This is a genomic window from Scandinavium sp. M-37 (genome assembly GCF_043558715.1).
In the GTDB taxonomy this organism is placed as follows: Bacteria; Pseudomonadota; Gammaproteobacteria; order Enterobacterales; family Enterobacteriaceae; genus Scandinavium; species Scandinavium vulneris_A.
This window is the reverse complement of the sequence record NZ_JBIGIN010000003.1, coordinates 31,303-55,198: the sequence shown is the minus strand read 5'-3', so window position 1 is coordinate 55,198 and position 23,896 is coordinate 31,303. Positions and strand designations below refer to the sequence as shown.

The following is a 23,896-nucleotide window of genomic DNA, read 5'->3' as shown; positions in this document are numbered from 1 at the left end:
CGCGTGAATAGAGTCTAAAACGTTACCATAGAAGTCCGTGAAACGATGGAATTATCAGAGCTATGAATGGATTTTTTATTCGACGAGGGTTGGATGACCAGAAATCGACAGGGTCGTGGCTTTTTCACCGTGAACCAGACGCGCCTGTGCGCCAAGCGGTAGCGTAACCGTGCGTTGTTCATGGCCGAAGTCGAGCCCGCTGATGACCGGAATACGTAATCGCGACTGGAGATAAGCCATCATCTCCGGTAAATCGTAACCCGCGTCGTAATCATTCGGCTCCGCACCGCTAAAGCTGCCGAGCACGATCGCCTGCTGACGTCCAAGAATCCCGGCATGGAACAGTTGCAGCAGCATACGCTCCACCCGGAACGGGTGTTCGTTGATGTCTTCCAGCACCAGAATGCCGTTGTCGATTGCCGGCAGCCACGGCGTGCCGACAAGGGATGTCAGCATGGCCAGATTACCGCCCCACAGCGTGCCTTTCACGTCGCAGGCGGGGCCATTGCCTTGCCACTCGACGGTAAACGCAGGGTGACGCAGCGCGCGCCAGAAGTGCTCGAGGGTAAATTCGTTCAGGCTATCAGCGCCGAAATTGCCCGCCAGCATCGGGCCACTGAAAGTGATCACCCCTTTGCACAGCAGCGCCATCTGAATGGCGGTGAAATCGCTATGGCCGCAAATGAGTAGCGGGTCATGACGCTGGCGGGTGGCTAACGCCTGCCAGTCAATCATGTCGAGCAAACGACTGGCACCGTAGCCACCGCGGACCGGCATCACAACGGTATTACTGCCCGCGAGCTGCGCCAACGCGTTGATATCGCCTGCACGCTCGGCTTCATTACCGGCAAAACGCTGCTGGCGACGCGTGAGAATCGACTGATTGTTAACCTGGTGTCCGGCCGCAGTCAGGCGCTCAATCCCGCGGATGGCGGCCTGTTGGTTAATGCAATAGCCCGATGGCGCAATCAGATGAAACAGATTCATGGCAATTCCTTGCTGAGAATGAAACGGTTATCATGCCGCCTGAACATCGCGTTGTCATTAGCGCCGCACACTTCAGTGAAAAGGAAAGAAGCGTGAAATTGAGATGGTTTGTTGTTTTAGTTGTCTTGCTTGCCGGATGCAGTTCAAAACCGAAATACGATTACCGTAACCCACCTTATAACCCGACGGTGCCGGTGCAGCGTGCGATGCAATGGATGCCAATCAGCCAGAAGGCCGGGGCAGCGTGGGGGCTTGATCCTAAATTCATCACCGCCATTATCGCGGTGGAATCGGGCGGGAATCCTAACGTGGTCAGTAAATCGGGGGCGGTGGGCCTGATGCAGCTTAAACCGTCCACCGCCGGGCGGGAAGTGTATCGCTACATGGGCTGGAAGGGCGATCCCTCAGTCAGCGAGCTGAAAAACCCGGAACGTAACATCTCGATGGGCACCGCCTATTTCAGCATCCTTGAGCACGGCGTGCTGGCGGGGATTAAAGATCCGGAAGTGATGCAGTATGCGTTGGTCACCTCTTACGTCAACGGCGCGGGCGCGCTGCTGCGTACCTTCTCCTCCGATCGCAAAAAGGCGATAGCGGAGATTAACGATATGGATAAAGATGAGTTCTTCGACCACATCGTCAAAAACCACCCATCGCCACAGGCTCCGCGCTATATCTGGAAAGTGCAGAAGGCGATGGACGCTATCGATTAACTAACGCACTTTATTTGCGCGCTCACGCGCCTCACGCTCCAGCGAGAAAATAATCCGCTGGAGCGTGCGCTCCATTGCCGGGTTGACGTTGAGAAAACGAAAGCTCAGGCGCGGGGTACTAATCGTCTCATTTTTGCTGTCCACCACCTTGCGCTCGCTGAGCGAAATCAACTGCGCGTCGAAGTGAAATTTTCCCCATTCCCCCATATCGAGTTCCAACTGCGGGATCATCACCCCAGCTTTCAGAATAGCCGGCGGCGCGGACTCCATCAGCGCACCCATTCCGCCGAGCGACAGGTCGCACAGACGAAAACGAATTTCACTTTTATCAGCCAGTTTTGCCCGGCAGTAATAGATCGGGTGCAGTGGGGCGGAGATGCGGAAAAACTCACGGCGCTGAATAAACCACAGCGACGGAGGGATAGGCATGGTGAAGGCGGGCAAATCGAGGAACTGACCAGGGTTCACCTTCGGCACGGTGAATTCTATTTTGGCTCCCTGGGTTTCGGCGGAGAGCGTGATATTTTCAGCACGCTGAACCGCGCGGTTTTCATACTCCTGGCTACCATAGTCGATGATCAACGCCTGAGGAGAGATGTCGAGAATACGGCTAATAAATTGCGATGTTCCCCAGGAAACACGCAACGGGATACGATCGCGGTGCAGATCGCGAAGAACGTTTAACACTGCCAGCGGATTTTGTTTCAGGAATTGCTCATTGTAATGACTCACGCCCGGTCGCTCCTTAATTGACAGAGATTCGATCAACTATCGGCAGCGCCCAACAGAACTTAATACAAACGGGTGAAAAATTTTGATCGAATAATTTTTTCCATCGTTGACCAACCTTTTCGGAAGGATTCCCTATACTTAAGATAAGCAGAGATTACAATAATCCTGTTTTTATTGTGGTTATTTTGTTTATTAGGAGGGTGGTTAAAATGGGTATTCTGACCTGGATTATATTCGGACTGATTGCGGGTGTTATTGCCAAACTGCTGATGCCAGGACGTGATGGCGGCGGCTTTATTCTTACCTGTATTCTGGGGATTGTCGGTGCCGTGGTCGGTGGCTGGCTGGCAACCATGTTCGGTATTGGTGATGTGTCGGGCTTCAACCTGCACAGTTTCCTGGTGGCGGTTGTAGGTGCCATTGTGGTGCTGCTGGTGTTCCGATTGCTGCGTCGCAACGCTTAAGTACATTTGCCCGGCGGCACAGGCTTTCCGGGCCTACGGATTACACGGTAGGCCCGGCAAGCGTAGCGCCACCGGGCAATTTTCTCATTTATTCTCAGAAATCATATCCGACGGTGGCAATCACCGAACGCTCCGCACCCCAATAGCAGTTATTGGTGCCGTAACAGCCGGAAATATACTCTCTGTCAGTCAGGTTATTCGCATTCACCTGTAAATACGCGCCTTTAAGGGCAGATGTCCAGGCCCCGAGATCGGCGCGAATCATCGCATCAAACAGAGTGGTTGACGGCAGACGTTCGGTATTGGCGTCGTCAGCCCACTGCTTGCCGATATAACGCACACCCGCGCCCGCGCTGATCCCGTAATCAAACTTATAGTGCGCCCACAGGGAAGCCATCTGGTCCGGCGTCAGCTGTGGCGTATTATCGTCAGTGCCATCTTTGGTATCGGCAAAGCGCAGACGGTTCCAGGTGTAGCCCGCGATGGTGCTCAGGCGTGGCGTGAGCTGGTTGCGCGCTTCCAGTTCCACCCCTTGCGAATGCACTTTCCCGGCGGGCAGGAAGGTCGCGGTGGCGATATTCGGGTCACGGGTGGCGACGTCTTTCTGCGTCAGGTCATACATCGCAATGCTGTACATGTCGGCAGTACCCGGCGGCTGAAACTTCAGACCCGCTTCGAACTGCTCGGCGGTGGTCGGTTTCAGCAGCGTACCATCCGGACCGGACAGCATCGCAGGGGTGATCGCCTGGCTGTAGCTCATGTACGGTGACAGGCCATTCTCAAAGGCATACAGCAGCGAGGCGCGGCTGCTGATATGGTCATCGGAACGGCGCGACGAGGTGCCAAAGGTATCGCTCACCTGCTGGGAAACAATGCGGTCGTAACGGGTGGAGAGGTCCGCATGCCAGCGGTTCCACACTATCTCATCCTGCAGATAGATGCCGGTCTGATAATAGCGACGATTGTTATAATCGCTGTAGGTCACGGTATGCCCGGTCTGTGCGGTATACCCGGTAAACGGATTGAGCGGATTGGCGCTGCCCGCACCGGTCCACAGGTCATTGCGGAAGCGATGATATTCTCCGCCCAGCACCACGGTGTGCGATACGTCGCCGGTGTTGAAATCGGCCTTAATACGGTTATCGGTTGACCAACCGTCGAGCGAGCCTTCAGAACCGCTGTACCCCCGTGCCAGCATATCGCTGTCGCCTATCCAGCCCACCTGATAAACCTGATCCAGATTGACATCCGAGTGGGTATAGCTCCCGCTGGAAGAGACCGACCAGACATCGTCGAACTGGTGATTAAATTCGTAGCTGTAGATCTGCTCACGGCGCTGATAACCATCGCCCGGATCGCCTTCGTTCGTGTGATTGCTCAGCTTGCGGCCGTTGTGTTCATAGCGGGTGCCATCTAACGGCAGCGAGCCGTGGTAGCCGCCGGACGGATCTTTTTGCAGATAGGCCCGCAGCAGCAGGCTGGTGTCAGAATCGGGTTGCCACAGCAGCGACGGGGAGATGGCGTACCGTTCTTCGCGGGTGTTATCCACCTGCGTATCGGTATTGCGGGTAATGCCAATCACCCGGTATGCCCACTGGTCGTTAATGGCATCGGTATAATCGAATGCCGCGCCTTTGGTGCCCTGCGTGCCGCCAAACACCTGCCCGTGGCCTTCGGAACTAAACTGCGGGCGCTTGGAGGTCAGGTTTACCAGCCCACCCGGCACGCTCTGGCCGTATAGCGCGGAAGAAGGACCTTTGATAACGTCGATGCGGTCGAGGAACCACGGATCAATCTGAATGACGTTATGGCTGCCGCCATCGCTCATCAGACGCATCCCGTCGAGGAAAATGTTATCCACGTCGCCGCCGTGATAGCCGCGCAGGGAAATGGCGTCGAAGCGGGTGGCCGAGCCGCCAAAGGTGCTATACACCCCCGGGGTGTAGCTCAGCGCCTGGCTGACGTTAGTCACACCCTGATCTTCCATCTGCTCACGGGTCACTACCGATACCGACTGGGCGGTGGTGATGAGGGGTTGATCGGTTTTGGTCGAACCGGTGGATGTTTTAGCGGTGTAGCCTTTGGTCGGAGCGGTAGCGGATTCAACCGGCTGGGCCGTGACGACCACCGTTTCTTCTGCGAAAGTCGAGCAGGGGAACGCTAGCGCCAGGGCGCAAAAGACCGACGAGCGTTTAAGAAGCAAAGTGTTATTCATTGCATAATCCTGAAAAACGCGGCCTGGCACTCCTGTGCGCCACCGTGTCAAAAGGTGCGAAAATGTCATTTTTCGTTAAAAAAGAATGCGAATTATTATTGTTTGCGTTTGCGAGGTCAAGTGAAGGACTGAGCACACCTGCTACCATTTTTGGTAGCAGGCTGCGGGTGGGGATTAGGCTTTTTCAGCCGGAGCGAGAGGCGCCGTTGCAGGCGCAGGCGTTTTGTCCGCCTCAGGGGCTTTCTTGTCTGATGGGGCGGGGCTGGCCGCCGGGGCAGGACGGTTTTTAGGCACGTCATCGCACGGCTGCGCTTTCGGGCAGATCAAATCCAGCATTTTCAGGGTCACGCCGTTACTCCAGCCGAAGCCGTCCTGTAACGGATATTCCCCGCCACCACCGCCGGTGCCGGTTGAGGTGATGTCATATTTCTCGACCAGTTTTTGCTGGCTGTCGTAGGTGTGTTGCACGTTGGTCAGGAAACGCCAGCTGACCTCCATCGCAATCTTATCCTTGCCGTAGTTCTGCAGCCCTTCGGCGGCGACCCATTGCAGCGGGGCCCAGCCGTTCGGCGCATCCCATTGCTGACCGCTGTTCACGGTGGTGGTGGTGATGCCGCCCGGTTTCAGCAGGCGGGATTCAGTAACCGACGCCATTTTCGCCGCGCGATCGCTGGAGGCCGCATTCACATACAGCGGGAACAACGCGGCGGCAGTCAGCTGATTACGCACCTTCTGGGTTTTCAAATCGTAATCGGCGTACCAACCCTCTTTGTCATTCCACAGGTGATGTTCGATGGCCTTCTGGCGGTCGTTGGCCATTGCGTCATAACGCGCCGCTTTGGCATCATCTCCGGCAGCTTTGCTGGCGCTGGCGATGATTTTTTCCATTTTGAACATCAGGGCATTAAGGTCGACCGGCACAATGCTGGTGGTGCGGATGGTGCTGAGTTTTTGCGGGTCGTCCATCCAGCGCGAACTGAAGTCCCAACCGGACGCGGCGGCAGAGCGCAGGTCGCGGTAAATTTCGGTCGCCGGGCGGTTCGGATTGCTCTTGGCCGTATTCACATCATCAAGCCATGATTCCGGGCGCGGGGTGTCTTTGTCATCCCAGTAGCGGTTGAGCACCGCGCCGTCGTTAAGTTTCACCACCCGTTTGTCGGCCTTACCGTTTTGCAGTGAATCCTGACCGTCCATCCAGTAGGCGTGCTCTTTTTCCATCTGCGGCAGATAGGTTTTCAGCGCATCGCGGTCGTGAGTAGCCAGCAGTTCAACCATCAGCGAGAAAAACGGCGGCTGCGAGCGGCTCAGATAGTAGCTGCGGTTACCGTTTGGAATATGGCCCCAGGTGTCAATTTCATAGGCAAAGTTGGCAACCATATCCTCGATTTTGTCCCAGTGACCGCTTTCCGCCAGGCCGAGCATGGTGAAATAACTGTCCCAGTAATAGACCTCACGGAAGCGTCCGCCGGGCACGACATACGGCTTGGGCAGCGGCAGCAGGGAATCCCATTTTGCGGCGCTGTCGGTGGTGCGGGTCAGTACCGGCCACAGGCCGTCAATATGGGCCCGCAGGCTCTGGCCTTTCGGCGGCACGTATTTGTCTTTTTCCTGCGGCAGGGTGAAGTTCACCTCCACAAAATGGCGCAGGTCAAAACTGCTCTGATTTCGCTGCATCCGGTAATCGGCGAGGATCATCAACGGATCCCCGTTAGGCACCGCATCGGCAAAGGTTTTCTGGTCCGGGAACAGCTTCGCGCTCTGCACGTCATTGAACAGCGGGCCAAACAAAATATCCGGCGATTGCGGCGTGGCGGTCTGGACATCGTCAGCCTGGGCTGAGGCCACGCTTAACGAAAGTAGGGCACCGCCGAGGGCCAGTTGCAGAGCAAAGTACAGTGAGTCAGGACGGCGCAAAACGGGTTTATTCATTGTTGATTCTCCTTTTTAGCTGCGCAGTTTCCGCTGTTAACAACCATAGCCGAATATCGTTCCCCGCGCGTGTTACAGATAACGTTTCGCGCATTTCCAGAAAAATTACCGTTGCGTTTCAAATAAAAAACGCAAACCCGATAACCGGGCTTGCGTGCAACGATCATATCAGGCGGATATTACTCGAAGGTTCCCCGCACGCAGGCTTTCCCGTCGCGGACCATCTGTTTTCCTTTGGCCCATACTGCGCGGAGCCGCATCTGATCGTCGAGCATCAGCAGGTCTGCATCACCACCGGGTGCCAGACGCCCTTTCTGAGGCAGGTCAAGGAAGGTCGCCACGTTGCGGGTCAGCGGGCTGAGCGCCTGCTCCAGCGGCAATTTATGCTGCACCACCAGCTTTCGCAGTGTTTCCAGTAATGACTCAAAACCAGCGACGCCTATCCCGGTCAGATTCCCCCGGTCGTCAAATTTCGGCTGACTGCCGTTCCCGTCTGAACTGAGCGTTATCTGGGCCAGCGGGACGTCCGCCTGCAGCGCACGCATAATCGCCGTTGCGGGATCGATCGGTGCCTCAATGCTACTGGTAATGTCGATAAACCCGCCATCACGGGCAAACTGCAACGCCGCGATAAACAACGGCTCAGCACGATTGACATGGGTCGGGAGCAGTTTGCCAATCGGTACATCAGCATGGCGCAGGATTTCCCGCAATGGCTCCAGTTCGCGCGGGCTGTTACCCATATGGAACACGCTTATACCGGCTTTTGCCCCCAGCAAGCCACCCACCCGCGCCTGGGCCGCCATCTGCGCCAGTTGCTCAATGGCCGGGGCCGATGAGCGATGATCGGAAATGGCGCACTTCACGCCAATCACCTTATCAATAAGCGCCACGTCCCGGTCAACCGATCCGGTAATCGTCGGAGAGGGGAGAGAATAGGCCCCGGTCAGCATCCAGGCGCTAATGCCTTCCGCCTCCAGCGCCCGGGTTTTCGCCAGCAGTGACTCCGGGTGACGGGTAATACCATCCGTTCCCAATAATCCAACCACAGATGTCACCCCGGCTTCCACCAGGCGCGACAAACGCACCTCTGGGGTGCGGGTATGCGGGCCAGCTTCGCCCCCGCCGCCAATCAGGTGCACGTGCTGGTCAATAAAGCCCGGGCACAGGATGGCACCGTTGAGGTCAATGACCTCACAGCCCGGAATAACGGTGGCTTCGATGTGGGGCGCTATCGCCACGATTTTACCGCCTGCGACCAGCAGATCCTGGCGACCTAAATTTTCTGGCACATAGAGCTGCGCCTGTTTGAACAGGGTCAAACCGTACTCAGAAAAATCCATTTTTAACCTCAGACAATCAGTTGCATAACCCAAATCGAGAGCAGGGCATTGATGACGCAGACCGCGATAATGTGCGGATAATATTTGGGCAGCACACCCGCTGTTCCCAGGCAGCGGCCGACGTTCTGCACCGGGTTGCCCATCAGATAGATAGCGGGCAACAGGACGGTGGCATCATGACCATTTAAACTGCCCGCCATGATCAGGCTGGCGCAAACCCCGACCCCGCCGCCCATGCTCATTACCGCAGCCAGTAGCACCGTTGCCGCTTCGCCAGGTAAGCCCCACAGCGCCATAATCGGTTCGCAGACCTTACCGACTATCTCCAACAGTCCGGTGACCTTCAACGCCTGGATAATCACGAAAGCCATCACCACATTTGGCAGCAGGCTGGTGGTGGCGATGGTGAACCCTCTCCTGGCGCCATCAATAAACAAGTCCATCACGTTTTTATGCGCTTGCGTTGTCATTCCCTGCTCCTCTTACTGCGCGATTCTCGATATGGGCGATCCACAGCCGTAACATATTGGCGCCGACAAATTTAAACACCAGCACCACCGCCAGCGGGAGGATCACCGGCACGGTAATAAACGCAAATAGCGCGGCGCCGGAAGAGAAATAATTGGTGAGCAAGGCGCTGCCGCTGGTCTGGAACGTCGCGAAGACGGCGCGTTCCTGTTCGTTAATCACCCCCTCGGCGGCCAGTTCTTTGGTCATTCCGGCGGCGGCATCGGTGTTTTGTAAGTTGGCAATCAGCGCCAGGGAGCACATGCCGGGGATCCCAAGCAACGGACGCAGTATCGGCGTCATCAACTGCTGGGCGGCGCGCAGCCCGCCTAATCCCTCGGTGATGGAAATAATCCCTAAAGAGAGGATCACCGACGGGGCTAATTCGAGGGCAAACAGAAAACCGTCTTTTGCCCCGGTGCCGCCAGTGCCGCGAAAGGAAACCACGCTATCGCCTGCGTTATTCACCTGACCAAATGACCCATTGAGCACCGTGAAATCAAAAACGCGCCACCACTCAGTACTTTTGCCAAACAAACCTGAAAAGAAAATAATCGTAATAAAAAAAGCTAAATAGCCAACCCATGTCACTTTTTGCTGTGTAGGGGGTGTATGACCCATCTTTGACCTCCAGTTGTCATTGCGTAGAGAAAAATATTCCTGCCGGGAAACTTAAAACGAAATTCAACGTAAAGACAAGATAAAGAGTGTGGATATTAACGTTGCGCCACGTCAGGGCAGTAAAAAACGACACGCCTCGACAGGCTGAACCTCTTTCAGATCACATAAAGTAAAAAACATAAGAAATTAGTCAAAAATCATAATGGAAAGCTTTTCCCGGACTGTGCAAAAAATAACGCCACATAAGAAACCGGTTGCACATTTTAATACTGAAGGGGATTTTATCGTGGCAGGAGTAAAGTTATCCGTCAGAGAAAAAGTCGGCTACAGCCTCGGCGATGCCGCCAGTCATATTGTTTTTGATTCGTCGGTGGCCATTCTGGCCTGGTACTACACCGATATATATGGATTACCGCCAGCGGTGATGGGCACCATGTTTTTACTGGTTCGTATACTCGATGCGATTACCGACCCGATTATGGGGGCCATTGCTGATGCAACCGCCACCCGTTGGGGGCGTTTCCGTCCGTGGCTGTTAGCCATCTGCGTACCTTTTGCAGTGAGCTGCGTGCTGGTTTATTCCATACCGAGTTTCTCAGACAGTGGAAAAGTAGTCTATGCCGTCGCGGCCTATATATTTATGACACTAATGTATACCGCAATTAATATTCCCTATTGCTCATTAGGCGCTGCACTGACCACCGATCCGCAGGAAAGTCTTTCTCTGCAATCCTGGCGTTTTGCCATTACCCCAATTGGCGGGGCATTAGGCACTGCATTTATTTTGCCGCTGGCAGATTTTCTTTATCCCGCCGACCGAGCGACCGGCGTTCAAGTGGCGATGGCGATATTTGGCGTGATTGGCTGCCTGATGTTCATCGTCTGTTTCTTTACCACCAAAGAGCGTGTTCAGCCAATTAAAGAAGAAAATCTGAATATTGCCCGCGATATGAAAATTCTGTTCCGTAACGATCAGTGGCGGATATTATCGGTTTATAACTTCACGATGCTGGTGGCGGTGGTGATCCGCGGCGGGGCGGTGGTCTATTTCGTTAATAGTGTCCTGAGCGAAGGGGCAGATATCATCAGCTGGTTTATGCTCGGCGGCATGTTTGCCTCGATGTTTGGGTCGGTGCTGGCTAAACCATTTGGCACCCGTTTCTGCAAAGTGAAGCTCTCATTCTGGATAAACCTGCTCAATGCCGCCCTGGGCGTGGTGTGCTTTATGCTGCCAATGAATTACTGGGTGATCCCGCTGTTCGCGCATATTCTGATCCAGCTGGTACAGGGCGGCAACGCGGCTATTCAGTGGTCAATGATCACCGATGCCAATAACTACGGTGAATGGAAAACCCAACGCCGTATTACCGGTATGAACGTGGCGGCCAATATCTTTGTTATCAAACTCGGGGTGGCGGTCGGCGGGGCTATCCTGGGCTGGGTGCTGGCGTATTATGGCTATGCTTCCAGCAGCAAGGTGCAATCGTCCGAAGCGCTGTACGGTATCGTGCTGCTGTTCTCAGTTATTCCGTCGGTGTTCTATCTACTGACCGCCATTGCCATCAAGTTCTACAGCCTGACGGAAGCCCGAATGAACGAGGTGGTGGCCGACCTCAATCGCGGCGTGTTTGCCGAAACGGCGGAGACAACGGAAACCTCTTCCGTTACCCCATAAGCCACGATGTTCATCTGTTTATCGTTTTTCTGTCATTAAAGCGTCACGCGCAGCGTTGTTAATAACCACGGCAAAACAAGCAACGTGGAACTCTTATGAACAACGCTCGCGCACTCTTTTCCCTGAACGATTATCCGGTCCAGCCGCAGATTATTCACGCCCATCAGCGCAAAGTGCTGAGCGTGAACCACCTCTGTAAGTCGTACAACGCCCACCAGACGGTGCTGAACGACATTAACTTTGACCTTCATGCAGGCGAAATGGTGGGGATCGTCGGGCGTTCGGGAGCGGGAAAATCCACGCTGCTGCACGTGCTGAACGGCACCCATCCGGCCACTTCCGGCGAGCTGCTGAGCTACCCGGAAGTGGGCACGCCGCGTGATGTCTCTGGCCTCAGCGGTCGCGCCCTGAATCAATGGCGCAGCGAATGCGGGATGATTTTCCAGGATTTCTGCCTGGTGCCGCGTCTCGATGTGCTGACCAACGTCTTACTCGGCCGTCTGAGCCAGACCTCCACGCTCAAATCCCTGTTTAAAGTATTCTCCGACGAGGACCGCGCTCGCGCCATTGCGCTGCTCGAATGGATGAACATGCTGCCACACGCGCTTCAGCGAGCGGAAAACCTCTCCGGTGGACAGATGCAGCGGGTGGCAATTTGCCGGGCGCTGATTCAGAACCCTTCGATACTGCTGGCCGACGAACCGGTAGCTTCGCTCGACCCGAAGAACACCCAACGCATCATGAACGTGCTGCGGGAAGTGAGCGAGCAGGGCATTAGCGTGATGGTCAACCTGCACTCGATCGAACTGGTGAAATCTTACTGCACCCGCGCGATCGGGATAGCACAGGGACAAATCGTGTTTGACGGCCATCCGGACTTACTCAGCCCGGATGTTCTGCAACAGCTCTATGGCGATGAAATCAGCCAGCTTCATTAATCCTCAACACAGACAACACGGGCAATGATAATGAATAAGCACATGACGAGCGCATTACGTTTTTCCGCGATGATGGCAGGGCTGCTGGTGGCAGGGCAAGCCGCGGCGGATCAACCGAAAGAGCTGAATCTGGGTATTCTGGGCGGACAAAATGCCACCCAGCAGATTGGCGATAACCAGTGCGTGAAGGATTTTCTCGACAAGGAACTGAGCGTCGACACCAAGCTGCGTAATTCCTCAGACTACTCTGGCGTCATCCAGGGCCTGCTTGGCGGTAAAGTGGACGTGGTACTGAGCATGTCGCCGTCATCCTATGCATCGGTGTACATCAACAACCCGAAAGCGGTGGATATCGTTGGTATCGCGGTGGACGACAAAGATCAGTCGCGCGGCTACCACTCGGTGGTAATCGTCAAAGCCGACAGCCCGTACAAAACCCTTGATGACCTGAAGGGCAAGTCCTTCGGTATGGCGGACCCGGATTCCACTTCCGGCTTCCTGATCCCAAACCAGGCATTCAAGAAGAAATTCGGCGGCACCACCGATAACAAATACAACAACTTCTTCTCCAGCGTCACCTTCTCAGGCGGCCACGAGCAGGACATTCTCGGCGTGCTGAACGGTCAGTTCGCGGGCGCGGTGACCTGGGCTTCTATGGTCGGTGACTACAACGATGGTTACTCCGCCGGGGCGTTTAACCGCCTGATCCGCATGGACCATCCGGACCTGATGAAAAACATCCGTATCATCTGGCAGTCGCCGTTGATCCCTAACGGCCCAATCCTGGTGAGCAACAGTCTGCCGCCGGAATTCAAAGCCAAAGTGGTCGATGCGGTGAAGAAACTGGATAAAGAAGACCACGCGTGCTTTATCAAAGCGATGGGCGGCACCCAGCATATTGGTCCGGCTAGCGTGGCGGATTTCCAGCAGATTATCGACATGAAACGCGAGCTGGTTAACGCCCGTTAATCAGGCCCTTTCATCTCCCCCGCGAAGTGTGCGGGGGAGCGTGCATCCCGCGAGTGAACATGCAGAATACAGAATTTGAACACTACTACCAGCAGGTGAAAATGTGCCAGACGCGCGACACCGTGACCTGGTCCGCCTTGCTGCTGGTCCTCTATTTTGCCGCCGGACAGGCCGCAGAATTTAATCTCATCACTATCTGGCATTCGCTGCCGAACTTCTTCGATTACATGCTGGAAACCGTGCCGACGCTGCACGCCAGCCAGCTGTTCGGGGATGTTCACACCAAAGGGTCGCTGGCCTACTGGGGCTATCGTCTGCCCGTTCAACTGCCGCTGATTTGGGAAACCTTACAGCTGGCGCTGGCGGCGACCCTGGTTGCCGTAGCGATAGCGACTGTCCTCGCGTTTCTCGCCGCCCGCAACGCCTGGGCCCCCGCCGGGCTGCGCTTCGGTATTCGCGCCCTGGTGGCGTTCCTGCGCACCATGCCGGAACTGGCCTGGGCGGTGATTTTCGTGATGGCGTTTGGCATCGGGGCGATTCCAGGATTTCTGGCCCTGACCCTGCACACTATCGGCAGCCTGACCAAACTGTTTTATGAGGCGATTGAAAGCGCGCAGAACAAGCCGGTTCGCGGCCTGACCGCCTGTGGCGCCACGCCGTTGCAGCGAATGCGCTTCGCCCTCTGGCCGCAGGTCAAACCGATTTTTCTCTCCTATGCCTTCATGCGTTTTGAAATCAACTTCCGCTCATCGACCATTCTGGGTCTGGTGGGGGCGGGCGGGATTGGCCAGGAGCTGATGACCAACATCAAACTCGACCGCTACGACCAGGTGAGCATGACGCTGTTGCTGATTGTCATCGTGGTCTCGATTCTGGACACGCTTTCTGGCCGACTGCGCCAACGGGTTCTGGAGGGAAAAAAATGAAACACTGGCAGGCGGTCACCGACACCGAGCATTATCGTGAAGCACATGCTGAGTTATTCCGCGCCCAGGGCCGCTATCTGCGTCATCTGGCGCTGCTGGGGCTGGCGGTAGGGCTGTATTACGTCTGGTTCTTCATTCAGTTTGGTATCAGCTATGAACAGCTCACCACCGGGATGCAGCAGCTTGGGCGCTACTTCTTCCGTATGTTCGTCTGGCATGATTTTCTCAACTGGCCATTCGGCTACTACTTCAGTCAGATTGGCATCACCCTGGCGATCGTTTTCTCCGGCACTCTCACCGCCACGGTAATAGCCTTGTTGCTGTCGTTTCTCGCGGCGCGCAACGTGATGCGCGGCCCGGTCACGCGGTTCGTGGCGATGTTTATGCGTCGGTTGTTCGACCTGCTGCGCGGGATTGACATGGCTATCTGGGGGCTGATTTTCGTGCGGGCAGTGGGCTTAGGTCCGCTCGCCGGGGTGCTGGCGATCATCATGCAGGACACCGGCTTGCTCGGGCGGTTATATGCCGAAGGGCATGAGGCGGTGGAGCGTTCGCCGGGCCGTGGCCTGACAGCGGTGGGTGCCAACGGCTTGCAAAAACACCGCTTCGGCATCTTCACTCAATCGTTCCCGACCTTTCTTGCGCTGAGCCTGTATCAGCTTGAATCCAACACTCGTTCGGCGGCGGTATTGGGCTTCGTCGGCGCGGGGGGGATCGGGCTGATTTACGCTGAAAATATGCGTCTGTGGAATTGGGACGTGGTGATGTTTATCACCTTGCTGCTGGTGGCAGTGGTGATGACCATGGATGCGCTGTCGTCGTGGCTGCGTCGCCGCTATATCACGGGGGCGACGGTGCCGTTGTATCAGCAGCCGTAACGACAGTTTCCGCGCGAACGCCATCACCAACAGCATTCGCGCGGCAAGGGGTTAATGGCTCAGGCGCTGATAGCTGCCGGGCAGGGTATGACGCTGAAGTGCTTTTTCATCCCAGTCAATGCCGAGCCCTGGGCTTGATGATGGCAGTGCATACCCTTTTTCGACTTGCATCGGCTGGTGGGTAAGAGCATCGAGTTGTGGGATATATTCTAGCCAACGCGCGTTGGGTACGGCGGCGCACAGTGAAACATGGAGCTCCATCAGGAAATGTGGGCAAACGGCAACATTGAAACACTCGGCCAAATGCGCAACCTTTAGCCAGGGTGTGATGCCGCCGATACGTGCAACGTCGACTTGTACGATGGAGCAGGCGTTTTGTTGCAAATACTCGCGGAAGTGAAGCGGACTATAGATACTTTCGCCGACGGCAATAGGGACGCTGGTCTGCTGACTCAGGCGAATATGTCCTTGTAAATCGTCGGCAGGCAATGGTTCTTCCAACCAGCCGATATCCAGTTCCTGATAGTGATGTGCCCGACGAATCGCCTCATCTACCCGAAAAGCTTGATTGGCATCGGTGAAAATCTCGAAATTATCACCGCTTGCCTCACGAACAGCCCGCAGACGTGACATATCCTCTTTAATGGACAGGCCAACTTTCAACTTGGTGGCACCAAAGCCGTTTTGCTGACACTCCAGTGCATTCTCTACCAATTCGCTGGCGGACAAATTGAGCCAACCGCCTTCGGTGTTATAAAGCGGAATGCGCGACTGTGCCCCGCCCGCAGCTATCCATAACGGTTGATTACTGCGTTTACAGCGCAGATCCCAGAGTGCGGTATCGATCGTTGCCAAAGCCAGAGAGGTGATGGCACCCACCGCAGTCGCGTGGGTCAAGAACAGCAGTTCACGCCAACGCTGCTCTATCTCATCCGCTTCTTTCCCTATTAGCGCGGGTACCAGGGTTTTTTCCAGCAGAGAGAGAACAGCCGGGCCGCCTGTACCAATGGTATAGCTATAACCCAGCCCCTGTGCGCCATCTGAGTCAGTAATGCGGACAAATGGCGTTTCCTGACACACAAACGCCTGAATGGCATCCTCGCGCCGCACTTTGGGCTCCAGCATGACCATAAATACTTCAACCGATGTAATAATTGCCATGACTGCATTCCTTACTGTTGTGAGCCGGATTCGGCACGCGTGAATTGCTGTTGTTCTCCCAGGCCTTCAATCCCAAGGCGCAGGGTTTGACCCGGTTTCAGATAGATGGGAGGCGTTTGTCCCATTCCAACGCCTGGTGGTGTGCCAGTGGAAATAATGTCGCCAGGATAGAGCGTCATAAATTGTGAGATATAAGAGACCAGATAACGCACGCCATACACCATGGTTGCCGTGGAGCCCTGTTGGAAGCGATGGCCGTCCACTTCGAGCCATAGCGTAAGGTTTTGCGGATCGGGGATTTCATCCCGGGTGACCAACCAGGGTCCCGTAGGTCCGAAGGTGTCACAACTCTTCCCTTTCATCCATTGACCCTGGCGCTCAATCTGGAATGCGCGCTCAGACAAGTCGTTAATCACGCAATAGCCCGCGACATGTTCCAGAGCGTCATCTTCGCTGACATACTTGGCTTTTTTTCCGATGATCACCCCCAACTCAACTTCCCAGTCGGTTTTTTCAGAACCGCGGGGGATTTCTACATCGTCGTTTGGCCCGACAATCGCATGCGGGGATTTCATAAACAAAATCGGTTCGGGTGGAACAACGGCATGGGTTTCCGCGGCGTGGTCCGAATAGTTAAGGCCAACGCAGATAAATTTGCGGCTACCGCCAACGCAGGGCCCAAGGCGAGGTGTCCCTTCGACCAATGGTAGTTCTTCTGTTGAAATTGAACTCAGGTGGGCGAGGGTATCCGGCGACAAGGTCTCAGCACTGATGTCGTCGATCCAGGCTGAAAGATCGCGGATGCGGCCCTCATTATCGAGCATGCCAGGACGTTCCTGACCCGGTGGACCAAAGCGAAGTAAGCGCATATCAGGCTCCTTTGAGCGTAGAGGTATCAGGCAGACCAGCCGCCATCGATATTATGAATTTGTCCGGTGGTAAAGGTGGCGTGGCTCAGATACAACACCAAATCGGCGATTTCGTCCGGCTTGCCAATCCGTCCCATAGGCTGGCGGCGAATGAAATCGGCACGGGCCGCATCATAGTCGCCGGTATCGCTGAGACGCTGTTGGAGCGATGGAGTTTCTATCGTCCCCGGGCAGATGGCATTGCAGCGTACTCCTTGGGTGATGTAATCCGCAGCAACGGATTTCGTCAGGCCGATAACTGCAGCTTTACTGATGCTATAAGCACAGCGGTTTGGTACGCCTTTCACACTCGATGCGACCGAGGACATATTGATAATGCACCCTTCGCGGCGGCTGAGCATCCCAGGCAGCACAGCCTGAATCAAATGCACTTGCGACATCACGTTCAGTTGCCAGGCCTGATTCAACTGTTCGTCACTGACGGTCAACACCTCGCCGCTATGGACGATACCCGCACAGTTAAACAGCACATCAATAGCGGGCTGTCTGGCGACGAAATCGCGGATTTCAGTTCCATTTGTCACATCAAGAAAGGCGGTATGGACATTTTCAACGTGTGAAAGTGCTTCCAGCTTTGACCTGTCGATATCAGTGGCAATCACCTGAAATCCGGCATTTGCCATACGAAGTACGGTGGCGTAACCGATGCCCTGTGCGGCAGCGGTGATCAGGATTGTCTTCTGCAGTTTCATATCTTTCTCCACGATAACCCGTCAGTTTGTTAATACACTGTAAACAGCTGGGTGTTTAATTCAAATATGAATTTTCTATTTATATATGCACGTCACATTTCCTTTTTTGCTCGTGGGATGGCTTGCGTAGCAGAAGTGCTAAGATGTCACGATTAAAAACAACGTGTTGTTAACACATGGGCATGAGGAAGGTATGGCGCAAAACAAGCCTGAAGTGGAGCCGACTGAGGAGCGCTACCGCGCACCGGCGCTGGACAAGGGTCTGGATATTCTCGAGAAGCTGGCCGAATTGGATGAGGGGTTGTCACAGGCTGAAATCGCTGCTGCGCTCGATCGCAAGCCTAACGAAATCTATCGCATGCTCGACAGACTGGTGAAGCGTGGATATGTGGTTCGGACCAGTGTCGACCAGTATCAGCTTTCACTGAAGTTGTTCGAACTGGCGCACCGTCAGTCACCCATGCGGCGACTGGTCACTCAGTCGATTCCGCATTTGCGAACCTTTGCTGTGGCGGCTCAGCAAGGTTGCCACATCGCACTGTATGAACGGGGTGGACTTACGGCGATCGCCCAAGTGGACGCCCCGGGCTATTGGGGATTTGGCATTCGTGTTGGGGCCCGTTTCGGACTGCTCGATTCCAGCTCCGGCCATGTCCTGTTGGCCTATGCATCACCTGAGGATCAACAATTTATGCTTATGCAAAGCGAACATAGGGATGTCGCTCTGGCAGAGGGGATGGAGGAGAAATTGGCTCAAATTCGAATCCAGGGTTACGAAATCATGCAGAGCCAGCAGGTGGAAGGGGTCTATAACATCGCCGTACCACTACTGAACAGTGGTGGGCAAGCCATTGCTGCCCTGGCATGTCCTTGGGTTAAGCATCTGGATCATATGAATAATCCTTCTCGCGATGCCGTCTTACAGCTGCTTTTTTCCACCGCCGAAAATATCCGTAGCGGTGGGGTAGAACCTTAGTACTTCGCCCACCCCTGCTAAAGCGGCCCTCCCGGCCGCTTATTTTTTATCCTTTTTTGCGACTCATCTCCCCTTTCGCGCAGAGGCAAAGAAGATGAATGTGATCTTCATATATAAATCTGAAATTTATCTTTGAATAAGCATTCTTCAGTGAATACATTTCAGTAACGTAAATCACACGTAACAATAACATTGCGTTTTTGCAACAACGGCCTCTACGCAGGAGAAAACCATGCAGAAAATACCAACACCAGGGTTAAGAAAGGCTGTGACGGCGTCGGTAGTAGGCACCATAATTGAGTGGTTTGACTACGCGTTGTACGGTGCGGCCGCAGGATTAATCATTAATAAAATCTTTTTCCCTGAGCTCTCTGAAGTTGCGGGAATCCTGGCAGCGTTTGCCACTTTTGCGGTGGGCTTCTTCGTGCGCCCACTGGGCGGAATAGTCATTTCGCATATAGGTGATCGTTATGGCCGTAAGCCAGCTTTGGTTTTTGCTATTTCTCTGATGGCTATAGGCACTGTCGCCATCGGATTACTCCCTGGGTACCAGGAAATTGGCATCCTGGCGCCCATTTTGCTGGTTGTTATGCGTATGGCCCAGGGATTTGGTGCAGGGGCGGAATATGCGGGAGCGCTGACGTTACTCTATGAATATGCCCCAAAACAGCAGCGGGGTTTTTATACCGCGCTCCTGCAATCGGCCACAGTGATTGGCATAATCTTCGCAAGCCTTGCCTTCTGGGGCGTCTCATTGATGCCTGTTGACATGATGACGAGCTGGGGCTGGCGCGTGCCATTCCTCTCTTCTGCGGCGCTGTTCGTCGTCGCCATCTATATTCGCCGTCATTTGGATGAAACCCCTGAATATGTTCAGGCCATGAAACAGGCTGAACAAGATAAAAAAGAGCATAAACTGCCATTGAGGATTGTCCTGACACGTTATCCCCGTGAGCTGTTCTGGAGTTTTTTGATGATGTCGGGTCACAATGCGAACGTATATATTTTAAGTGCGTTCAGTATCAGCTATATGACCAACACCCTTCATCTTTCGAAAACCACCGCGTTGAGTGCGTTGTTTATTTCGGCCTGGTGCGCCGTTGTGAGTGCGCCGATCATGGGCTGGCTGGCGGATAAATATAATCCGGCGAAGATCTACGGGGCAGCAGCGCTGTTTACGGTGGTTTATGCTTTCCCATTATTTATGTTTATCGACAGTGGCAATTTGTTGATCATCACCCTCGGTATGTCGATAGCGTTTATCATCAGTTATGGTGCCATGGCGGGTCCGCAGGGTCTGTTGCTGGCGCGCGTTTTTCCAACCGAGTATCGCTATTCCGGGATCAGCGTGGCCCGTGAAATGAACGGGATGCTGGTGGCGGGGCCGACGCCGCTGATCGGTGCTTTTCTTGTTGAAATTGCTGGTGGAAAACCGACCTATGTCGCGGTCTATCTCGGCGTCTGCTGTCTGCTTAGCGCTTTCGCTGTGTATAAACTGGTGACCATGAGGTCGGTCAAACGAGGGACATCGGCTGCCCCTGTTGTTGAAGGGTAAACTCTGATGTTATCGTGATTTTTCAAAGCGTTTAGCCCACAGTCTGAAACGCCAGCCAGAAAGGATCGCCTACGCGTTTCCCGACCTGGCTGGCGGCATCTCTTACCGCAATCCCCAGTCTGGCGATCAGGCTTTCGTTAAGTTCATCCCGAGGAATGGCGAGGCCAAAGCCATAACCCTGCCCGGTGGCAGGGTCGACGACCGCCGCTGAGATCCCGGCCGTCTCCGAAATGTACTCTCCCCGTGAGAGTGACCACCCGTTCAATTTAATCTGTTCAATGCGTGCAGATAATTCGCTCAGCGAACGGGGGGCGTGGCCTCTGGCATCGTCGAAATGTTCTGGCAGGCGTGACAATAATTCATTGCTGCTCAGACCGGCCATCAGTGCGCGACCCGCGGCGCTTGACCATGCCGGAGCGCGGCTGCCGGGTGGGGTGTAAACCTGAAGCGACCGCGAACCGGTACGCATATGGATAACCAACGCATCGGCATTATCCAGCACATTAATATAGCCGGTATAACCCGACTGCCGTACCAGGGTGGCCAGTGCCTCCTCCAGCAGGGAAGAGGTAGAGTGCGCGGCGCGAAACTGCCATGACGCCTCCATCACCACGTTGCCCGGTCGATATGCCCGTGTGACCGGGTCCCGCTCCAGAAAGCCATATTCCGCCATCATGCTTAGCGTTCTTGAGACAGAACTTTTAGGCAACCCCAGCTCGGTGGTGACATCCGTCACCGTCACATCACGTTGTAAGCGCGCAATCAGCAGTAAGACGTCTCGCGCGTTGGCCAGTGTACTCATTCTTTTGTCCTTAGAGGCGTGCAAGCTCAGCCCTGATTCAGGTTGCCAGATGCTTGACATAGTAACAAGACAACAACATATTAATGTTCTAAATATTACAACATAGTTCCATATTATGGAACAAGCGCAAAACAACAACCAGAACAAAGCCCGGTTTTGTTCATCAGCTGGAGCAACATCATGACGCACTCATCCTCCTCAGCAGAGGAGCCCATTGGCGTGGACGATCCCCATCCGCGCTATGCGCATCCCAAAGCGCTGGCCCCGGCGAATTTTCTGCTGGTCAGCCTGCTCAGTTTCGTCGGCGCGATTATTGGTATTCAGATGCTGGCGAGTCTGGGGATCACCCCCAGCACGTCGCTGATTGGTGCGCTCGCCGCGATGGCGCTTTCGCGAATTCCGTTTAAGTGCTTTCGTGGCTTTCGCTCAATACATGCGCAGAATCTGGCGCAAACCAGTATTTCGTCGGCAACGTTTGGGGCGGCAAACAGTCTGTTTTTACCGATAGGGATCCCCTGGTTATTTGGGCTGCCGGAGATGGTGACCCCGATGCTGATCGGGGTTAGCCTGGCGATGTTATTGGATGCCTGGCTGCTGTATCGCATGTTTGATACACCGGTGTTCCCCGCCAGCAGTCCCTGGCCGCCGGGTGTGGCCGCGGCAGAAGCGATCAAAGCTGGCGATAAAGGCGGTAAACAGGCCTGGACGTTGCTGGGAGGTCTCTGCACCGGCGCGCTGGGAGCACTGCTGCACTTGCCTATGTCGGCTTTCGGCGTCGCCCTGATTGGCGGATTCGGTGCCATGGCGGCTTTTGGCGTGGGTTTGCTGATTCGAGGTTACGGGCAACTGCTGACCGGAATGGATATCAACGCGCTCTACTTGCCGCACGGGATGATGATCGGGGCCGGGCTGATGGCGCTGTTACAGGTTTCACGCATCATCTTCCGTCAGGGCGGGCGGGGGAAGGCGACAACCGCTGCTCGACGTACCGGACAGGCGTTTCGTGTTGGAGGGCTAGGGTTTCTGGCCATTATGCTGCTGCTGACGCTCGGTACCGGACTGTATAACCATATGTCGCCGCTGATGCTGGTGTGCTTTGTGTTGTACGGCGCTTTTGTGGCCTTTGTGCATGAAATTATCGTCGGCATCGCAGCCATGCACTCGGGGTGGTTTCCGGCTTTTGCCGTGGCATTGATAACCCTGCTGATTGGCATGCTGCTTGGTTTTCCGCCCGAAGCTTTGGTGGTGCTGTCCGGATTTTCCACTGCAACCGGCCCGGCGTTTGCCGATATGGGCTTCGATTTGAAAGCTGGCTATCTGCTGCGTAAAGGAGAGCATGCCTCGCCTGAATTTGAACTGCAGGGCCGTCGTGAGCAGCTTATCGCGGGGATGATCGGCTTTGTCGCCGCTATTATTGTGGTCGCCTTCAGTTACCGATTCTATTTTTCTGCCCACCAGTTTGCCCCCATCAACGCGGCATATGTTGCTGCCATCAAAGCCGGGATCTCCGTTGATGCGGCACACAATCTGGCGCTGTGGGCCATCCCGGGCGCATTACTCCAACTGTGTGGGGGCGCAAAACGCCAGCTCGGCGTGCTGTTTGCCACCGGATTGCTGATCAGCAGCCCTGCTGCGGGCTGGATGGTTGCCGCAGGACTGATATTCCGCGTGGTGATTTCCCGTCTGGCGGGGGCTCGCCTTCGTGAACAAACAGAGGTCTTCGCCGGGGGTGTCATCGCCGGAGATGCTCTCCTGAATTTCTTTAGCGGTGCCATCGGCGCGCTACGTAAATAGCCATCTTATCCGTACAGGGAACAGAACAATGAAACGTAAATTGACAACAGACGATATTCAAGCCGCCATCTGGGGGGGGGCCATTCTGGGCGGCGGTGGCGGTGGGTTGTTGGCTGCAGGCGAAAAAGCGGCGCAGCTGGCATTGAGCGTGGGTGATGTGAACTTGTGGAGCGCCGATGAGTTCTCCCCAAACGACTTGACTGCCACGGTGGCCCTGGTCGGTGCTCCGGCAGCACCTGACCCGTGCCTGAAACCGGCGCATCTGATGCGGAGTATTGAACTGCTGCGCAGTGCATTACCTACCGGGCAGACACTGGTGGCACTGAACACCAATGAGAACGGTGCAGAAGCCACGGTGAACGGCTGGTTTCATGCCGCGATGTGCGGCCTGCCGCTGATCGACCTCGCCTGTAACGGGCGTGCACATCCTACCGGCACTATGGGCTCACTGGGGCTGCATGCTGAGGCGAATTTCCGTTCCTATCAGGCATGGGCCGGAGGCGCGGCAGAACGTTATGTTGAGGGGGTATCGCAAGGTGGCCTGGAGCAGGTGGCTGGGGTTGTGCGTCGCGCCTCCGTTGAAGCGGGAGGCATTGTCGCGGTGGCTCGTAATCCTGTCACGGTGCGGTATGCCTGCCAGCACGGCGCCCCGGGTGCAATTAGCCAGGCTATTCAGGTGGGGCAAACCTGGCTGGAAAGCGGAGTGGATGGCGTATTGTCGTTGCTGAAGGGGCGTGAAGTGGCGCGAGGCACTGTTTCGCGCTATCAGTGCGAACAGCAGGGCGGGCTGGATGTGGGATATATCGTGCTCGACGATGGGGGCAAGACAACGCTGCGCTTCATTAATGAATATATGCTGATTGAACAAGAAAACAGGATTGGCGCACGCTTCCCTGACTTGCTGATGACCTTTGATGTCCAGGGAAAACCCGTGGTTTCGGCCCATGTCCGTGAAGGTATGGCGATTCAGGTGGTGCGTATTCCTGCAGACCAGTTGCTGTTGTCGAGGACGATGTATATGCCTGAGCTGTATCGCCCGCTCGAGGCACTGCTCAACCGTGAGTTTGCGCCCGCCCGCTGATTCCGACCG

At 55.2% G+C, this 23,896-nt stretch carries 22 protein-coding genes; 11 read left to right on the top strand and 11 right to left on the bottom strand.

The features are described 5' to 3' along the window. Positions 1-75: 75 nt before the first annotated feature. Positions 76-987, bottom strand: coding sequence for a muramoyltetrapeptide carboxypeptidase (gene ldcA, locus ACG0Z5_RS03500; RefSeq protein ID WP_394445383.1), 912 nt, complete (start codon positions 985-987; stop codon positions 76-78). A gap of 92 nt (positions 988-1,079) precedes the next feature. On the opposite strand from ldcA, the gene emtA reads away from it, so the two are divergent. After that, a complete protein-coding gene (emtA, locus tag ACG0Z5_RS03495) occupies positions 1,080-1,700 on the top strand; it encodes a membrane-bound lytic murein transglycosylase EmtA (protein ID WP_394445382.1) in 621 nt (206 codons plus the stop codon). On the opposite strand, the gene ACG0Z5_RS03490 is transcribed toward emtA, so the two are convergent. Next, on the bottom strand, positions 1,701-2,432 hold the full coding sequence (locus tag ACG0Z5_RS03490) for a flagellar brake protein YcgR (RefSeq protein ID WP_394445381.1): 732 nt from the start codon (positions 2,430-2,432) through the stop codon (positions 1,701-1,703). It abuts the gene before it with no gap. Between the two features lie 209 nt (positions 2,433-2,641). Here ACG0Z5_RS03490 and ACG0Z5_RS03485 point away from each other — a divergent pair, with 209 nt between their 5' ends. Further along, on the top strand, positions 2,642-2,896 hold the full coding sequence (locus tag ACG0Z5_RS03485) for a GlsB/YeaQ/YmgE family stress response membrane protein (RefSeq protein ID WP_394445380.1): 255 nt from the start codon (positions 2,642-2,644) through the stop codon (positions 2,894-2,896). A gap of 94 nt (positions 2,897-2,990) precedes the next feature. On the opposite strand, the gene ACG0Z5_RS03480 is transcribed toward ACG0Z5_RS03485, so the two are convergent. From ACG0Z5_RS03480 to ACG0Z5_RS03460, 5 genes are all read right to left on the bottom strand, one after another. Continuing rightward, positions 2,991-5,111 (bottom strand): TonB-dependent siderophore receptor, encoded by a 2,121-nt coding sequence (locus ACG0Z5_RS03480; RefSeq protein WP_394445379.1) that lies wholly within the window; start codon positions 5,109-5,111, stop codon positions 2,991-2,993. A 174-nt stretch (positions 5,112-5,285) separates the two neighbouring features. Further along, complete coding sequence (gene treA, locus ACG0Z5_RS03475) at positions 5,286-7,040, bottom strand: alpha,alpha-trehalase TreA (protein WP_394445378.1); 1,755 nt, start codon at positions 7,038-7,040, stop codon at positions 5,286-5,288. A 179-nt stretch (positions 7,041-7,219) separates the two neighbouring features. Beyond that, positions 7,220-8,383: a beta-aspartyl-peptidase gene (gene iadA, locus ACG0Z5_RS03470; RefSeq protein WP_394445377.1), complete on the bottom strand. Its 1,164-nt coding sequence runs from the start codon at positions 8,381-8,383 to the stop codon at positions 7,220-7,222. 8 nt (positions 8,384-8,391) lie between these two features. Further along, positions 8,392-8,853 (bottom strand): YjiG family protein, encoded by a 462-nt coding sequence (locus ACG0Z5_RS03465; RefSeq protein WP_319627919.1) that lies wholly within the window; start codon positions 8,851-8,853, stop codon positions 8,392-8,394. Then, the gene (locus ACG0Z5_RS03460; protein WP_394445376.1) at positions 8,834-9,511 is read right to left on the bottom strand and encodes a nucleoside recognition domain-containing protein; all 678 of its coding nucleotides are present in this window, start codon (positions 9,509-9,511) and stop codon (positions 8,834-8,836) included. The genes ACG0Z5_RS03465 and ACG0Z5_RS03460 overlap by 20 nt, the downstream gene beginning before the upstream one ends. Positions 9,512-9,794: 283 nt before the next feature. On the opposite strand from ACG0Z5_RS03460, the gene ACG0Z5_RS03455 reads away from it, so the two are divergent. The 5 genes from ACG0Z5_RS03455 (at position 9,795) to phnE (ACG0Z5_RS03435) (ending at position 14,897) form a co-directional block, all read left to right on the top strand. Beyond that, the gene (locus tag ACG0Z5_RS03455; RefSeq protein ID WP_319785969.1) at positions 9,795-11,186 is read left to right on the top strand and encodes a glycoside-pentoside-hexuronide (GPH):cation symporter; all 1,392 of its coding nucleotides are present in this window, start codon (positions 9,795-9,797) and stop codon (positions 11,184-11,186) included. 95 nt (positions 11,187-11,281) lie between these two features. After that, positions 11,282-12,124: a phosphonate ABC transporter ATP-binding protein gene (gene phnC, locus ACG0Z5_RS03450; RefSeq protein WP_319785850.1), complete on the top strand. Its 843-nt coding sequence runs from the start codon at positions 11,282-11,284 to the stop codon at positions 12,122-12,124. Between the two features lie 30 nt (positions 12,125-12,154). Beyond that, positions 12,155-13,093 (top strand): phosphonate ABC transporter substrate-binding protein, encoded by a 939-nt coding sequence (phnD, locus tag ACG0Z5_RS03445; protein WP_319785849.1) that lies wholly within the window; start codon positions 12,155-12,157, stop codon positions 13,091-13,093. Between the two features lie 59 nt (positions 13,094-13,152). Then, positions 13,153-14,019, top strand: coding sequence for a phosphonate ABC transporter, permease protein PhnE (gene phnE, locus ACG0Z5_RS03440; RefSeq protein WP_394445373.1), 867 nt, complete (start codon positions 13,153-13,155; stop codon positions 14,017-14,019). Beyond that, entirely contained in the window at positions 14,016-14,897 is an 882-nt protein-coding gene (gene phnE, locus ACG0Z5_RS03435) for a phosphonate ABC transporter, permease protein PhnE (RefSeq protein ID WP_394445371.1), read from the top strand. Before phnE (ACG0Z5_RS03440) ends, phnE (ACG0Z5_RS03435) begins: the two co-directional genes overlap by 4 nt. Before the next feature lie 51 nt (positions 14,898-14,948). Here phnE (ACG0Z5_RS03435) and ACG0Z5_RS03430 read toward each other — a convergent pair whose 3' ends face one another. The 3 genes from ACG0Z5_RS03430 to ACG0Z5_RS03420 are packed head-to-tail and all read right to left on the bottom strand — an operon-like array spanning position 14,949 to position 17,679. Further along, positions 14,949-16,058, bottom strand: a complete 1,110-nt coding sequence (locus ACG0Z5_RS03430) for a mandelate racemase/muconate lactonizing enzyme family protein (protein ID WP_394445369.1) — start codon at positions 16,056-16,058, stop codon at positions 14,949-14,951. Positions 16,059-16,069: 11 nt separating this feature from the next. Then, positions 16,070-16,927, bottom strand: coding sequence for a fumarylacetoacetate hydrolase family protein (locus ACG0Z5_RS03425; protein WP_394445367.1), 858 nt, complete (start codon positions 16,925-16,927; stop codon positions 16,070-16,072). A 26-nt stretch (positions 16,928-16,953) separates the two neighbouring features. Next, positions 16,954-17,679, bottom strand: coding sequence for an SDR family oxidoreductase (locus ACG0Z5_RS03420; RefSeq protein WP_394445365.1), 726 nt, complete (start codon positions 17,677-17,679; stop codon positions 16,954-16,956). Between the two features lie 193 nt (positions 17,680-17,872). Here ACG0Z5_RS03420 and ACG0Z5_RS03415 point away from each other — a divergent pair, with 193 nt between their 5' ends. Further along, positions 17,873-18,655, top strand: coding sequence for an IclR family transcriptional regulator (locus ACG0Z5_RS03415; protein ID WP_394445363.1), 783 nt, complete (start codon positions 17,873-17,875; stop codon positions 18,653-18,655). A 232-nt stretch (positions 18,656-18,887) separates the two neighbouring features. Then, the gene (locus tag ACG0Z5_RS03410) at positions 18,888-20,210 is read left to right on the top strand and encodes an MFS transporter (protein WP_394445361.1); all 1,323 of its coding nucleotides are present in this window, start codon (positions 18,888-18,890) and stop codon (positions 20,208-20,210) included. A 31-nt stretch (positions 20,211-20,241) separates the two neighbouring features. Here ACG0Z5_RS03410 and ACG0Z5_RS03405 read toward each other — a convergent pair whose 3' ends face one another. Next, complete coding sequence (locus ACG0Z5_RS03405; RefSeq protein ID WP_394445359.1) at positions 20,242-21,012, bottom strand: IclR family transcriptional regulator; 771 nt, start codon at positions 21,010-21,012, stop codon at positions 20,242-20,244. 180 nt (positions 21,013-21,192) lie between these two features. On the opposite strand from ACG0Z5_RS03405, the gene ACG0Z5_RS03400 reads away from it, so the two are divergent. Both ACG0Z5_RS03400 and ACG0Z5_RS03395 read left to right on the top strand, forming a co-directional pair. Beyond that, a complete protein-coding gene (locus tag ACG0Z5_RS03400; RefSeq protein ID WP_394445357.1) occupies positions 21,193-22,806 on the top strand; it encodes an OPT/YSL family transporter in 1,614 nt (537 codons plus the stop codon). A 28-nt stretch (positions 22,807-22,834) separates the two neighbouring features. After that, entirely contained in the window at positions 22,835-23,887 is a 1,053-nt protein-coding gene (locus ACG0Z5_RS03395; RefSeq protein ID WP_394445355.1) for a DUF917 family protein, read from the top strand. Positions 23,888-23,896 lie beyond the last annotated feature (9 nt).

Coding starts and splice junctions, on each gene's coding strand:
- ldcA (WP_394445383.1), bottom strand. CDS start 987: ATGAATCTGTTTCATCTGATTGCGCCATCGGGCTATTGCATTAACCAA.
- ACG0Z5_RS03485 (WP_394445380.1), top strand. CDS start 2,642: ATGGGTATTCTGACCTGGATTATATTCGGACTGATTGCGGGTGTTATT.
- ACG0Z5_RS03480 (WP_394445379.1), bottom strand. CDS start 5,111: ATGAATAACACTTTGCTTCTTAAACGCTCGTCGGTCTTTTGCGCCCTG.
- treA (WP_394445378.1), bottom strand. CDS start 7,040: ATGAATAAACCCGTTTTGCGCCGTCCTGACTCACTGTACTTTGCTCTG.
- iadA (WP_394445377.1), bottom strand. CDS start 8,383: ATGGATTTTTCTGAGTACGGTTTGACCCTGTTCAAACAGGCGCAGCTC.
- ACG0Z5_RS03465 (WP_319627919.1), bottom strand. CDS start 8,853: ATGACAACGCAAGCGCATAAAAACGTGATGGACTTGTTTATTGATGGC.
- ACG0Z5_RS03460 (WP_394445376.1), bottom strand. CDS start 9,511: ATGGGTCATACACCCCCTACACAGCAAAAAGTGACATGGGTTGGCTAT.
- phnC (WP_319785850.1), top strand. CDS start 11,282: ATGAACAACGCTCGCGCACTCTTTTCCCTGAACGATTATCCGGTCCAG.
- phnD (WP_319785849.1), top strand. CDS start 12,155: ATGAATAAGCACATGACGAGCGCATTACGTTTTTCCGCGATGATGGCA.
- phnE (WP_394445373.1), top strand. CDS start 13,153: ATGCAGAATACAGAATTTGAACACTACTACCAGCAGGTGAAAATGTGC.
- phnE (WP_394445371.1), top strand. CDS start 14,016: ATGAAACACTGGCAGGCGGTCACCGACACCGAGCATTATCGTGAAGCA.
- ACG0Z5_RS03430 (WP_394445369.1), bottom strand. CDS start 16,058: ATGGCAATTATTACATCGGTTGAAGTATTTATGGTCATGCTGGAGCCC.
- ACG0Z5_RS03425 (WP_394445367.1), bottom strand. CDS start 16,927: ATGCGCTTACTTCGCTTTGGTCCACCGGGTCAGGAACGTCCTGGCATG.
- ACG0Z5_RS03420 (WP_394445365.1), bottom strand. CDS start 17,679: ATGAAACTGCAGAAGACAATCCTGATCACCGCTGCCGCACAGGGCATC.
- ACG0Z5_RS03415 (WP_394445363.1), top strand. CDS start 17,873: ATGGCGCAAAACAAGCCTGAAGTGGAGCCGACTGAGGAGCGCTACCGC.
- ACG0Z5_RS03410 (WP_394445361.1), top strand. CDS start 18,888: ATGCAGAAAATACCAACACCAGGGTTAAGAAAGGCTGTGACGGCGTCG.
- ACG0Z5_RS03405 (WP_394445359.1), bottom strand. CDS start 21,012: ATGAGTACACTGGCCAACGCGCGAGACGTCTTACTGCTGATTGCGCGC.
- ACG0Z5_RS03400 (WP_394445357.1), top strand. CDS start 21,193: ATGACGCACTCATCCTCCTCAGCAGAGGAGCCCATTGGCGTGGACGAT.
- ACG0Z5_RS03395 (WP_394445355.1), top strand. CDS start 22,835: ATGAAACGTAAATTGACAACAGACGATATTCAAGCCGCCATCTGGGGG.